The 12,497-nt window shown below is 74.6% G+C and carries 9 protein-coding genes; 8 read left to right on the top strand and 1 reads right to left on the bottom strand.

Translation table 11 applies throughout. The features are described from left to right. Positions 1-32: 32 nt before the first annotated feature. The 3 genes from cobT (at position 33) to ACGFS9_RS13100 (ending at position 3,994) form a co-directional block, all read left to right on the top strand. Complete coding sequence (gene cobT, locus ACGFS9_RS13090) at positions 33-1,235, top strand: nicotinate-nucleotide--dimethylbenzimidazole phosphoribosyltransferase (protein ID WP_393252818.1); 1,203 nt, start codon at positions 33-35, stop codon at positions 1,233-1,235. 217 nt (positions 1,236-1,452) lie between these two features. Beyond that, a complete protein-coding gene (locus ACGFS9_RS13095; RefSeq protein ID WP_393252819.1) occupies positions 1,453-3,249 on the top strand; it encodes a phosphatidylglycerol lysyltransferase domain-containing protein in 1,797 nt (598 codons plus the stop codon). Positions 3,250-3,292: 43 nt separating this feature from the next. Further along, complete coding sequence (locus ACGFS9_RS13100) at positions 3,293-3,994, top strand: hypothetical protein (RefSeq protein ID WP_393252820.1); 702 nt, start codon at positions 3,293-3,295, stop codon at positions 3,992-3,994. On the opposite strand, the gene ACGFS9_RS13105 is transcribed toward ACGFS9_RS13100, so the two are convergent. Beyond that, positions 3,931-4,698, bottom strand: a complete 768-nt coding sequence (locus ACGFS9_RS13105) for a hypothetical protein (protein ID WP_393252822.1) — start codon at positions 4,696-4,698, stop codon at positions 3,931-3,933. The genes ACGFS9_RS13100 and ACGFS9_RS13105 overlap by 64 nt on opposite strands. Before the next feature lie 60 nt (positions 4,699-4,758). On the opposite strand from ACGFS9_RS13105, the gene ACGFS9_RS13110 reads away from it, so the two are divergent. The 5 genes from ACGFS9_RS13110 (at position 4,759) to ACGFS9_RS13130 (ending at position 12,482) form a co-directional block, all read left to right on the top strand. After that, the gene (locus ACGFS9_RS13110) at positions 4,759-5,553 is read left to right on the top strand and encodes an adenosylcobinamide-GDP ribazoletransferase (protein ID WP_393252824.1); all 795 of its coding nucleotides are present in this window, start codon (positions 4,759-4,761) and stop codon (positions 5,551-5,553) included. A gap of 388 nt (positions 5,554-5,941) precedes the next feature. Next, positions 5,942-7,471: a leucyl aminopeptidase gene (locus tag ACGFS9_RS13115; RefSeq protein WP_393252826.1), complete on the top strand. Its 1,530-nt coding sequence runs from the start codon at positions 5,942-5,944 to the stop codon at positions 7,469-7,471. 292 nt (positions 7,472-7,763) lie between these two features. Continuing rightward, positions 7,764-9,152 (top strand): dihydrolipoyl dehydrogenase, encoded by a 1,389-nt coding sequence (lpdA, locus tag ACGFS9_RS13120; protein WP_393252827.1) that lies wholly within the window; start codon positions 7,764-7,766, stop codon positions 9,150-9,152. A gap of 125 nt (positions 9,153-9,277) precedes the next feature. Next, on the top strand, positions 9,278-11,065 hold the full coding sequence (sucB, locus tag ACGFS9_RS13125; protein WP_393252828.1) for a 2-oxoglutarate dehydrogenase, E2 component, dihydrolipoamide succinyltransferase: 1,788 nt from the start codon (positions 9,278-9,280) through the stop codon (positions 11,063-11,065). Positions 11,066-11,858: 793 nt separating this feature from the next. Next, complete coding sequence (locus ACGFS9_RS13130) at positions 11,859-12,482, top strand: GntR family transcriptional regulator (RefSeq protein ID WP_393252830.1); 624 nt, start codon at positions 11,859-11,861, stop codon at positions 12,480-12,482. Positions 12,483-12,497 lie beyond the last annotated feature (15 nt).

Raw genomic sequence — 12,497 nt, forward strand, 5'->3', positions numbered from 1 at the left:
CGTGTTCGATCGGGGCCGGTACTGTTCGGCGAATGAGCTCGCTTAATCTCGACGACTTCTCCGATCTGATCGAGCGCCCCGACGGGGGCGTACGCCGGGACGCCGAGGCGCGCCGGGAGCGGCAGATCGTCCCGCCCGGGGCCCTGGGCCGCCTCGACGACCTGGGTGAGTGGCTGGCCGCGGCGCAGTCCGCGGTGCCGGTGCGGCCGATCGAGCACCCGCGCGTCCTTCTGTTCGCGGGCGACCACGGGATCGCCGCCCTCGGGGTGTCGGCCCGCCCCGCGGGCGGTGCGGCCCGGCTGGTCCGGTCGGTCCTGGAGGGCGCGAGTCCGGCAGCCGTGCTGGCCCGCCGGCTGGGCGTGCCGGTACGGGTGATCGACATGGCGCTGGAGGCCGGCACCGAGGGGCTGCCCGACGAGGTGGTGCGGCACCGCGTCCGGCGCGGTTCGGGCCGCATCGACGTCGAGGACGCGATGACCCTGGAGGAGGCGGAGGCGGCGTTCCGCGCGGGCGTCGCCCTCGCCGACGAGGAGGCCGACTCCGGGACGGACCTGGTGGTGCTCGGCGACATCAGCGTCGGCGGCACCACGGCGGCGGCCGTCCTGGTGGCGGCGCTGTGCGGCACGGACGCGTCGGTCGTGACCGGCCGGGGCGGCGAGGCCATCGACGACCTGACCTGGATGCGCAAGTGCGCCGCCGTGCGCGACGCTCTGCGCCGGGCCCGCCCGGTCCTCGGCGACCAGCTGCAGTTGCTCGCGACGGTGGGCGGCGCGGACCTGGCGGCGATGACCGGGTTCCTGCTGCAGAGCGCGGCACGCAAGATGCCGGTCATCCTGGACGGCGTCGTGGCGGCGGCGTGCGCGCTGGTCGGCCAGCGGGTCGCGTTCCGGGCCCCGGACTGGTGGCTGGCCGGGCAGCGCAGCGGGGAGCCGGCGCAGGCCAAGGCGCTGGACCGGATGGCCCTCGAACCCCTCCTCGACCAGGGGGTGACGGTCGGTGAGGGCGCGGGCGGGCTGCTCGCGCTGCCGCTGGTCCAGGCGGCTGCGGGGCTCGCGGCGGACCTGCCGGAGGCTCCTTCCCCCGCGGTCGCCGAGGAGCCCGGCAGCACCCCGGACACGGGCTCGGCGCCGCCCTCCGACACCGGGGCGGCCTCCGATGACGAGCCGTCGCCCGGCGCCGCACCGGTCCCGGACGCCACGCCGGCCTCCGGCGCCGAGCCCGGCACCGCCTCCTGACCCGCGTCCCGCGCCGCGCCCCGGCCGGCCCCTGACGGCGACCCGTCCGCCGCGGGGACCGGCCGCGCCGCGCGGGTCCGGCGGGAGGCGGCCCGGCACCGGCGGGTGGCGGCCCTGGACGCGGCGGCGCGGACCCCTCCCGCGCCCGTCCGGGGCGCGTCGGGCGCGGCCCGTCCCTCCCTCGAACCGGCGACCGCGCCCCATATCATCCCGCTTCATGGGAGATGCCCGAATTACCGCTGTCCTGGAACGGGCACCGGTCCGCCGGAGCGACGGGGAACGGCGGTCCACGGCCGCCTCGCGGCGGGCGGCGTCCGGCGCCGTCTGGTACCTGCGCGCGGTCGCCTTCGTGAACTTTCTGAGCGCCGTGTGGGTGTCGCTCGGGCAGGACGTGCGACGGCACAACACGGAGAACTACTTCACGCCCTACCTGCTCACCGCGGGGTTCGCGTCCGGGGTGTTCACCCTGTTCCTGGCCGTCACGATGGGGCGGCGCAAGCGGGCCGCGTGGATTCTCAACACCGTGCTGGGCGGCCTGTTCCTGCTCCTCTTCGCGGTCGCGATGGCCTTCCCGGAGATCCACCGGTACGCCCAGAACTGGGTGTCGTTCGTCCTGACCGCGGGTTTCGTGGGCGCGCTGGTGGCCGGCCGCCGGGAGTTCTACGCCAAGGGCGACCGCTCGAACCCCGCCCTCGCCGCGGTCGTCGCCGTGGGCGGGCTGCTGGTCGCCTCGCTGTGCGCGGCGCTACTCGTCACGGTCACCAACACCGCCCCGGACGCCGGCCGTTCGACCTTCCTCGACCGCTGGCGCCACGGCACGCTGCGGCTCGTCTCGGTGGCCGCGGACGAGTCCCCGCACCCCGGCATCGCGACGCCCAACTGGGCCGACGTCACGATCAACGTGCTGAGCACCCTGCTGGTGCTGGCCGTCCTGTACGCCGCGTTCCGGTCGCGGCGCGCCGTCGACCCGTTCACGGAGGAGGACGAGAGGCGCCTGCGGGTCCTGCTCGACCGCCACGGCGACCGGGACTCGCTCGGCTACTTCGCGCTGCGCCGGGAGAAGAGCGTGGTCTGGTCGCCGACCGGCAAGGCCGCGGTCGTCTACCGGGTGGTGGGCGGGGTCTCCCTGGCCGGGGGCGATCCGCTCGGGGACCCCGAGGCGTGGCCGGGCGCCATCGAGCCGTGGCTCGCGGAGGCCCGGGAGCACGGCTGGATCCCGGCGGTGATGGGCGCCGGCGAGGAGGCCGGCATGGTCTACGCGCGGCACGGTCTCGACGCGCTGGAACTGGGCGACGAAGCCGTCGTCGAGACCGCCGAGTTCACCCTCGAAGGCCGGGCGATGCGGACCGTCCGGCAGGCCCACAACCGGGTGCGGCGGGCCGGGTACCGGGTGCGGGTGCGGCGCCACGAGGAGATCCCGGCCGGCGAGATGGCGCATCTGCTGCGGTGCGCGGACGACTGGCGCGACGGAGCCACCGAACGCGGCTTCAGCATGGCGCTGGGACGGCTCGGCGACCCGGCCGACGGACGCTGCGTGATGCTCGAATGCACCGACGCCGACGGCGCGTTGCGGGCGCTGCTGTCGTTCGTGCCGTGGGGGCCGTGCGGGCTGTCGCTGGACCTGATGCGGCGTGACCGGGACTCCGAGAACGGGCTGATGGAGTTCATGGTGATCGAACTCCTGCGGCGGGCCGGGGAGATCGGGATCACTCAGGTCTCACTGAACTTCGCCATGTTCCGCTCGGTCTTCGAACGTGGCGGGCGCCTCGGCGCCGGTCCGGTGCTGCGGCTGTGGCGGTCGCTGCTCAGCTTCTTCTCCCGCTGGTGGCAGATCGAGTCGCTGTACCGGGCCAACGCCAAGTACCGGCCCATCTGGGAGCCGCGGTTCCTGCTCTTCGAGAAGAGCGCGGACCTGCCCCGCATCGCCGTCGCGTCCGCGCGCGCCGAGGGGTTCCTGGAAGCCCCGGGCCTGCCGAAGTGGCTGCACCGCAAGCACCTGGAGTCGCACAGATGAGACCGAGCGGGACCGGAGCCGGACCGGGCGCGGGAAGCGGCGGGTGAGCCGGCTCGCCCGCCCGGCTCGCGCCGAGTGGGGCCCGCTGTACCGCGCCGTACGCCGCGGCCTGGCGCGGCGGCGGTGGCGGGCGGTCCCGATGACGCTCGGCGCGGTCTGCCTGACGGCGCTCCTGCAGTTCGCGCAGAACCGGCCCTGGGGCTTCGGGGCGGTGCGGGTCCTCGGCTCGGTCCGGGCCGAGGACCCGCTGTGGCTCGCCCTGCTGCGCACCCCGCTGTCCGTGTACGTGCCGGCCCTCGACCTGCCGGTGTGGGGTGCGCTCGCGCAGATCCTGGTCGTCTTCGGGATCGCCGAGATCTGTCTGGGCTGGTGGCGCACGCTCGTCATCGGCTACGTCGCGACGCTGGCCGGGACGCTGTACGCGCGCGCCGGCATCGCGCTCGGCCCGGACCGCCCGCTGGGGCTGCCGCGCGCGGACGCCCTGATCGTGGACACCGGCCCGTCGGCGGCCGTGGTGGGTCTGGCGGTGTTCCTCGCCCTGCGCTACCGGGCGTACGCGACGGCCGGGCTGGTGGTCGCGGCGATGGTGGCCGAGGTCGGGGTGAAGGACAACCTGGCGGGCAAGGAGCATCTGGCGGCCATCGCGGCGGTACTGGCCCTGTACGGACTCTCCGCGCTCCGTCACCGGCGGTCGGTCAGGGCGGGGGCCGGCTCGGGGTCGGGTTTGCCGCCGATCCACTCCTGAAGCCTGCGGCTGGGTCCGGCCCAGCGGCGGTCGTGCCGGTAGGCGCGCAGCCGGGACCTGGCCCGGGCGCGCGGCCTGCGCCGGTAGAAGCGCCGGGCCCACGGCGAGCCGGGTTTGGCCAGCCGGACCATGCCGATCAGGGCGACGAAGGGCACGACGATCCCGAAGATCGCCATGCGCGTCTTGCCCTTGCTGAGGGCGAGCAGGGCGAAGCAGAAGTTCAGCGCGATGGTGACGATCGCGCCCGTACGGTCCTGGAGTTCCTGGTCGTTGACGTCGTTGACGCCGAACGGCGAGAAGCCCCCGAGCACCAGGCCGACGAGGGCCGCCGTCAGGACGACGACCTCGACGCTCTTGCGTCCGTCCTCGGTCCAGTAGACGTCGTCGAGGTGCAGGATCAGCGCGAACTCGTCGAGGACGAGGCCCGCCCCCACCCCGAAGATCACGGCGAAGGCGGACGCCCCGAAGCCGTACCGGCCGCTGGCCACCGCGCCGAACCCGCCGGTCACCGTGAGCACCACGCCGGGGACGACGTGGTGGATGTGCAGGTCGCCGGCCTTCACGTTGCCGAAGGGGCCCTTGCCGGCCCGGATCATCCGCACGATGACGCGGGTGACCGCGAAGGTCACGACGAACGAGGCGAGCGCCAGCAGCATGGGGAGCTTGCCGGGCTCGACGATGTTCCGCTCCAACCAATGACCCATATGCGAACTTTATCCAGTGGGGCCGCAACCGCCCTCCGGGCGCCCGGATACCCTGCGCCGATGCCCAGGACCCCTTCCGCCCCCACGCTCGCCGACGGCCTCCGCTTCGCCTTCGGCACCCTCACCGTGCTCCCCGTGACCGTGTCCCGCTGGGACAGGGACACCGCCCGCCGCGGCATGCTGTGCGCTCCGGCGGCGGGACTGGCGGTCGGGCTCGGCGCGGCCCTCACGGGGGCGGTGCTGTCGGCGGCGGGCGCCGGGCCGCTGCTCTCGGCCGTGGCCGCGGCGGCCGTGCCCGCCGTGCTGACCCGGGGGCTGCACCTGGACGGCCTCGCGGACACCGCCGACGGGCTGGGCAGCGGCAAGCCCGCCGAGGACGCGCTGCGGATCATGAAGCAGTCGGACATCGGCCCGTTCGGGGTGATCACCCTGCTGTTCGTGCTGCTGGCCCAGGTGGCCGCACTCGCCGAGGCGTACGGCACCTCGTGGGCCCGCGGCGCCCTGGCGGCCGTCGTCTCCGCGGTCGCGGCCCGGCTCGTCCTCACGCTCGCCGCCCGCAGGGGGGTGCCGCCGGCCCGTCCGGGGGGCCTGGGCGCCGCGGTCGCGGGCACCGTGCCGGCGCGCTCCGCACTGCCGGTGGCGGCGGCCGTCGCGCTGGCCGCCGCGGGCGCCGGGATGCTCGCCGGGCCGGGCGGCGCGGTGCGCGCGGCGGCGGCGGTCGCCGCCGCCTGCCTCGCGGCCGAGCTGCTGCTGCGGCACTGCACGCGCCGCTTCGGCGGCGTCACCGGAGACGTGTTCGGCGGCCTGGCCGAGACGGCCGCCACCACGGCGCTCGTGGTGTGCGCCCTCGGCTGAGGGCGCGCGGCGGCCGGCCACCCGCCGTGCCGTGGGCCCGTGCCGCGGTCTCCCCGGCGGGAATCCCCGTTTCGGTGGAAAACGAGGGGCATCAGCCGAAATCATGCGAAGCGGCGGACACCTCGCCCGCGGCGCCACCGGAAGTGTCCCGCGGGTGACCCCGGGTGAGGGACGGGAACCGGACAAGGGCACCACCGCCGGGCGAACACGCGCGGGAATGAGCGAAACCCTCCCCCGAGCGTAGGCTCGTCCCGGGTACTCGCCCGGCCCCTGGCAGGGGCCCCGGCGAGGACCGCCCCCGAGGACGGATCTAGGGTCGGCCGTCGGGCCCGGTCGACCCACCTCTCTCGGCCAGAAGAACTTTCAAGGAAGCGGAGATCTCACCACCGTGACTGCTCTCACTCTCAGCACCGCCGCGGCGTCAGGTCTGCGGGCCGACGCGATCGTCGTCGGCGTCGCGAAGGGCCCCAAGGGCCCGGTCGTCGCACCGGGCGCCGAGGCCGTGGACAAGGCGTACGACGGCGGACTCGCCGGAATCCTGGAGACCCTCGGCGCCTCCGGCTCCGAGGGCGAGGTGACCAAGCTGCCCGCGCCCTCCGGATTCAAGGCCCCCGTGGTGCTGGCCGTCGGTCTGGGAGCGGCCCCCGAGAAGGGCGACGGCTTCGACACCGAGGCCCTGCGCCGCGCCGCCGGCGCCGCGGCCCGCGCCCTCGCCGGCGCCAAGAAGGCCGGGTTCGCGCTGCCCGTGGCGGACGCCGCGGACGCCGGCGCGGTCGCCGAGGGGGCCGGCCTCGGCGGGTACTCCTTCGACGCCTACAAGGACAGCGGCCGCTCCAAGGACGCCGCGAAGAACGCCAAGGGCCCGCTCGGCGAGGTCGCGCTGCTCGGCGTCAAGCCCCGGGACGCCGCGTACAAGGCGGCCGTGGCCCGCGCCACCGCGCTGACCGCGGAGCTCAACCGCGCCCGCGACCTGGTCAACACCCCGCCGAACGACCTCAACCCGGAGTCCTTCGCCGCCGTCGCCACCGCGGCCGGCAAGGAGCACGGCATCAAGGTCCAGGTGCTCGACGAGAAGGCGCTCGCCAAGGGCGGCTACGGCGGCATCCTCGGCGTCGGCGCCGGCTCGGCCGCCGGTCCGCGCCTGGTGAAGCTGTCGTACACCTCCTCCAAGGCCAAGAAGCACCTCGCCTTCGTCGGCAAGGGCATCACCTACGACTCGGGCGGCATCTCGCTGAAGCCGGCCGGCCACAACGAGACGATGAAGTGCGACATGGCGGGTGCCGCCGCGGTCTTCGCCGCCGTCGTCACCGCCGCGCGCCTCGGCCTGGACGTCAACGTGACCGGCTGGCTCGCGCTCGCGGAGAACATGCCGTCGGGCTCCGCCACCCGCCCGGGTGACGTGCTGCGCATGTACAGCGGCAAGACCGTCGAGGTCCTCAACACCGACGCCGAGGGCCGTCTCGTCCTCGCGGACGCGCTGTGGAAGGCGTCCGAGGCGAAGCCGGACGCGATCGTCGACGTGGCGACGCTGACCGGTGCGATGGTCCTCGCGCTCGGCAACCGCACCTTCGGCGTGATGGCGAACGACGACGCCTTCCGCGCCGCGATCGTCGACGCCGCCGAGGAGGCCGGCGAGGAGTCCTGGCCGATGCCGCTGCCCGAGCACCTGCGCAAGGGCATGGACTCCCCCACCGCCGACATCGCCAACATGGGCGAGCGGATGGGCGGCGGCCTGGTCGCCGGCCTGTTCCTGCGGGAGTTCGTCGGCGAGGGCATCACCTGGGCGCACCTGGACATCGCCGGCCCGGCGTTCAACGAGGCCGGCCCGTTCGGCTACACCCCCAAGGGCGGCACCGGTTCCGCGGTCCGCACCCTGGTGCGGCTCGCGGAGCTGACCGCAGCCGGCGACCTGGGCTGAGCCACCGGCCGGCGGACGGCCCCGGGGGTGCCTCACCCGGGACCGCCCGCCGCGTCGCGACGGGGCGGTGCCCGCGACGAAATCCGCGGGTTCGCCCCGTCCCTCCCCCTGCCGACGTGATCGATCAGACGTCCCACACACCGGCCCGGCGTCTCGCTCGTCCTCGACAAGTGCGAAGATGGGTTCTCGGCAGGACAGGGCCCCCACCACAGGGCCGAAGAAGAGCGGCCGGACACCAGCCGCCGACCGGTCACTGGAGACCGGCGTGGCGCACATGCATGGAGGACGTGACGTGGCGAACGACGCCAGCACCGTTTTCGACCTAGTGATCCTCGGCGGCGGTAGCGGCGGTTACGCCGCGGCGCTGCGCGGAGCGCAGCTGGGCCTGGACGTCGCCCTGATCGAGAAGGACAAGGTCGGCGGTACCTGCCTGCACCGCGGGTGCATTCCCACCAAGGCCCTGCTGCACGCGGGCGAGATCGCCGACCAGGCCCGCGAGAGCGAGCAGTTCGGCGTCAAGGCCACCTTCGAGGGCATCGACGTACCCGCGGTCCACAAGTACAAGGACGGGGTCGTCTCCGGTCTGTACAAGGGTCTTCAGGGTCTCATCGCGTCCCGCAAGGTGACGTACATCGAGGGTGAGGGCCGGCTGTCCTCCCCGACCTCCGTCGACGTGAACGGACAGCGCGTCCAGGGCCGCCACGTGCTGCTCGCGACCGGCTCCGTGCCGAAGTCGCTGCCGGGCCTGGAGATCGACGGCGACCGCGTCATCTCCTCGGACCACGCCCTCGTGCTGGACCGCGTGCCGAAGTCCGCGATCATCCTGGGCGGCGGGGTCATCGGCGTGGAGTTCGCCTCCGCGTGGAAGTCCTTCGGCTCCGACGTGACGATCGTCGAGGGCCTCAAGCACCTCGCGCCCCTCGAGGACGAGAACTCCTCCAAGCTGCTGGAGCGCGCGTTCCGCAAGCGCGGCATCAAGTTCAACCTGGGCACCTTCTTCTCGAAGGCCGAGTACACCCAGAGCGGCGTGAAGGTCACCCTGGCCGACGGCAAGGAGTTCGAGGCCGAGGTGCTGCTCGTCGCCGTCGGCCGCGGCCCGGTCTCCGCCGGCCTCGGCTACGAGGAGCAGGGCGTCGCGATGGACCGCGGCTACGTCCTGGTCGACGAGTACATGCGCACGAACGTGCCCACCATCTCCGCCGTCGGCGACCTCGTCCCGACCCTCCAGCTCGCCCACGTGGGCTTCGCCGAGGGCATCCTGGTCGCGGAGCGCCTGGCCGGTCTGAAGACCGTCCCGATCGACTACGACGGTGTCCCCCGGGTGACGTACTGCCACCCCGAGGTCGCCTCCGTGGGCATCACCGAGGCGAAGGCCAAGGAGATCTACGGCGCGGACAAGGTCGTCGCTCTGAAGTACAACCTGGCGGGCAACGGCAAGAGCAAGATCCTCAACACCTCGGGCGAGATCAAGCTCGTCCAGGTGAAGGACGGTGCCGTGGTCGGCGTCCACATGGTCGGCGACCGCATGGGCGAGCAGGTCGGCGAGGCCCAGCTGATCTACAACTGGGAGGCGCTGCCCTCCGAGGTCGCCCAGCTCATCCACGCCCACCCGACGCAGAACGAGGCGCTCGGCGAGGCCCACCTCGCCCTCGCGGGCAAGCCGCTGCACTCGCACGACTGAGCCGGCCGCACGGCCGTCCCCGTCATCCGCGTCGAGCAGGACGCGACGACCACAGACTTCCGCACCTTCCCCGTTCTCGACCCCGGGTCGAGGCGGGGAGACCCCGCTAAGGAGCAACAGAAACCATGCCGGTTTCCGTAACCCTTCCGGCACTCGGTGAGAGCGTCACCGAGGGCACCGTCACCCGCTGGCTGAAGGCCGAGGGCGAGCGCGTCGAGGCCGACGAGCCGCTGCTGGAGGTGTCGACGGACAAGGTCGACACCGAGATCCCCTCGCCCGCCGCCGGCGTGCTCGCGTCCATCAAGGTCGCCGAGGACGAGACCGTCGAGGTCGGCGCCGAGCTGGCCGTCATCGACGACGGCACGGGCGCGCCCGCCGCCGCCCCGGCCCCGGCCGCCGAGGAGGCCCCGGCCGCCGAGCCGGAGCCCGCCCCGCAGGCCGCCCCCGCCCCCGCCGCCGAGGCCGAGGCCCCCGCGCCGGCTCCGACCGCCGAGGCCGCCTCCGGCGGCGGTTCCGCCGAGGGCACGGACGTCGTCCTGCCCGCGCTCGGCGAGTCCGTCACCGAGGGCACCGTCACCCGCTGGCTGAAGGAGGTCGGCGAGGAGGTCGCGGAGGACGAGCCGCTGCTGGAGGTGTCGACCGACAAGGTCGACACCGAGATCCCCTCGCCCACCGCCGGCGTGCTGCTGGAGATCGTGGTCGGCGAGGACGAGACCGCCGAGGTCGGCGCCAAGCTGGCCGTCATCGGTGCTCCCGGCGCCGCTCCGGCCGCCGCGGCGCCCGCCGCGCCCGCCGCCCCCGCGGAGAAGCCGGCCCCGGCCGCCGAACCGCAGGCCCCGGCAGCCCCCGCCGCCCCGGCCCCGGCCGCAGCGGCCCCGGCCCCCGCCCAGCCGCAGGCCCCGGCGGCTCCGGCCGCTCCGGCCCCCGCGCCGGCCGCGCCCGCCCCCGTCACCCCGGCCCCGGCTCCCGCCGCGACCTCCGGTGACGACGGCGCGTACGTGACCCCGCTGGTGCGCAAGCTCGCCGCCGAGAACGGCGTCGACCTGGCCGCCGTCAAGGGCACCGGCGTCGGCGGCCGTATCCGCAAGCAGGACGTCATCGCCGCCGCCGAGGCCGCGAAGGCCGCCGCTCCGGCTCCGGCCGCCGCCGCGGCGCCCGCCGCCGGGAAGGCTCCGGCGCTGGAGGCCTCCCCGCTGCGCGGACAGACCGTCAAGATGCCGCGCATCCGCAAGGTCATCGGCGACAACATGGTGAAGGCCCTGCACGAGCAGGCCCAGCTCTCCTCGGTCGTCGAGGTGGACATCACCCGCCTGATGAAGCTCCGCGCGCAGGCGAAGGACTCCTTCGCGGCCCGCGAGGGCGTCAAGCTCTCCCCCATGCCGTTCTTCGTGAAGGCGGCGGCCCAGGCGCTGAAGGCCCACCCGGCCGTCAACGCCCGGATCAACGTGGACGAGGGCACGATCACCTACTTCGACACCGAGAACATCGGTATCGCGGTGGACTCGGAGAAGGGCCTGATGACCCCGGTCATCAAGCGCGCGGGCGACCTGAACATCGCCGGCATCGCCAAGGCCACCGCCGACCTGGCCGGCAAGGTGCGGGCGAACAAGATCACCCCGGACGAGCTGTCCGGCGCGACCTTCACCGTCTCCAACACCGGTTCGCGCGGCGCGCTCTTCGACACGATCATCGTGCCCCCGAACCAGGTCGCGATCCTGGGCATCGGCGCCACGGTCAAGCGTCCGGCCGTCATCGAGACGGCCGAGGGCACCGTGATCGGCGTCCGCGACATGACCTACCTGACGCTCTCCTACGACCACCGTCTGGTGGACGGCGCCGACGCGGCCCGCTACCTGACCGCGGTCAAGGCGATCCTGGAGGCGGGCGAGTTCGAGGTCGAGCTCGGCCTGTAACCGCGTCCGCGAGGCGGCACCGCCCGCACGACCGCACCGCGCCCTCCGTCCGGCTCCCGGACGGAGGGCGCGGCGTTTCCCGGGAGGTGAGCGCCGCCCGCCCCGGGCGGCGGCCCTCCCCGCCGGGCCCCTCCCCGGCCCGGCTCCACCTCGGCAGGGGGGCCGTGGGCTCCCCCGCAGCACGGGGCCGGTGCGCCGCGCTCCGCCGCCGCGCCGCACGGGCCGCGTACCGGCCCAGCGGTCGGCCGTCGGGACGAGCCCGCGAAGCCGCTCTCCCGGGCCGGGCCCGCCGCCTGCCGGGCCCCCGGCCGACAGGGCGGCCCCGGCCACCCCGGCAGGGGGCGGCCCCGGCCACGCGGGGTGCCGCGGTGAGCGCGCCCCGGGTCCGCCGCGCGCGGGTCGGCGCGGGATCCATGAGCGGGCGGGGCGGCAGGCCGGCACCGCGCCCGCGACCGGCACGGACCACCGCGACGGCTTCCGCCCCCGCACCGTGCCCGAACACCCCGGTGGCCGTCCGTTCCTCCCCCCTTCGGCGGACCGGGGCGCGCCGTCGGCGCCGCTCCTCCTCGTGACCGCGGCACCGGGCCGCCGGGGTTCCGGAGGAGGCGGAGACGTGGGGCGTGCGGGGAGGGTCCGGCAGCCGTCCGCACCGGCGGGAGCGCTCTGACACCGTGTAAGTCTCGTCTCACCTGCGGTGAAGGGCCCCTTTGCGCTCCTCGTCGGCGCGGGCGCGGCCTTATTGTCTAAACGTCACCCGCCCCCGGGGTCCCGCACTCCTCCCAAAGGAGCCTCCATGACCGCGCCCGTCGTCCACTCGCTGCGCGAACAGATCCGCGAGCACATCGTGGAGGGGATCGTCAGCGGTCGCTGGAAGCCGGGCGAGCGGATCGTGGAGCGGCGGATCGCCACCGAGCTGGAGGTCAGCCAGACCCCGGTCCGGGAGGCGCTGCGCGAGCTGGAGTCGCTGCGGCTGATCGAGTCGGCGCCGAACAAGGGCGTACGGGTCCGGAACCTGACGGCCGCCGACCTGGAGGAGAGCTATCCGGTGCGGGCCGGCCTGGAGGCCATCGCCGCGGAGCTGGCGGCGGAGCGCCTCGCCGAGGACTGCTCGGCCCTGGAACCGCACGTGAGCGCGCTGTACGAGGCCGACCGGCTGTCCGACGGGACCGGACAGGTCCGGCACACCGTGGCCTTCCACCGGGAGCTGGTGCGGGCCGCGGGCAACTCCGTCCTGCTGCACACCTGGGAGGGGCTGGGCATCGAGGTGTTCACGGCCCTGTCCATAAGGTGGCTGGGCACGGTGCAGCAGTCGTACGCCGAGGAGCACGAGGCCCTCGTGGACGCCTTCCGGCGGCGGGACCCGCTCATCGCCGACCTGGTCAAGGCGCACGTCCTCGGCTGCGCGCCCCGCGCCTGAGGCCCACGGCCGTCC

It is taken from the genome of Streptomyces sp. NPDC048566, from assembly GCF_043199735.1.
GTDB lineage: Bacteria > Actinomycetota > Actinomycetes > Streptomycetales > Streptomycetaceae > Streptomyces.

Bases quoted from the DNA above. Each gene is read 5' to 3' on its own strand.
- cobT (WP_393252818.1), top strand. From the start codon at position 33: ATGAGCTCGCTTAATCTCGACGACTTCTCCGATCTGATCGAGCGCCCC.
- ACGFS9_RS13095 (WP_393252819.1), top strand. From the start codon at position 1,453: ATGGGAGATGCCCGAATTACCGCTGTCCTGGAACGGGCACCGGTCCGC.
- ACGFS9_RS13105 (WP_393252822.1), bottom strand. From the start codon at position 4,698: ATGGGTCATTGGTTGGAGCGGAACATCGTCGAGCCCGGCAAGCTCCCC.
- ACGFS9_RS13110 (WP_393252824.1), top strand. From the start codon at position 4,759: ATGCCCAGGACCCCTTCCGCCCCCACGCTCGCCGACGGCCTCCGCTTC.
- sucB (WP_393252828.1), top strand. From the start codon at position 9,278: ATGCCGGTTTCCGTAACCCTTCCGGCACTCGGTGAGAGCGTCACCGAG.
- ACGFS9_RS13130 (WP_393252830.1), top strand. From the start codon at position 11,859: ATGACCGCGCCCGTCGTCCACTCGCTGCGCGAACAGATCCGCGAGCAC.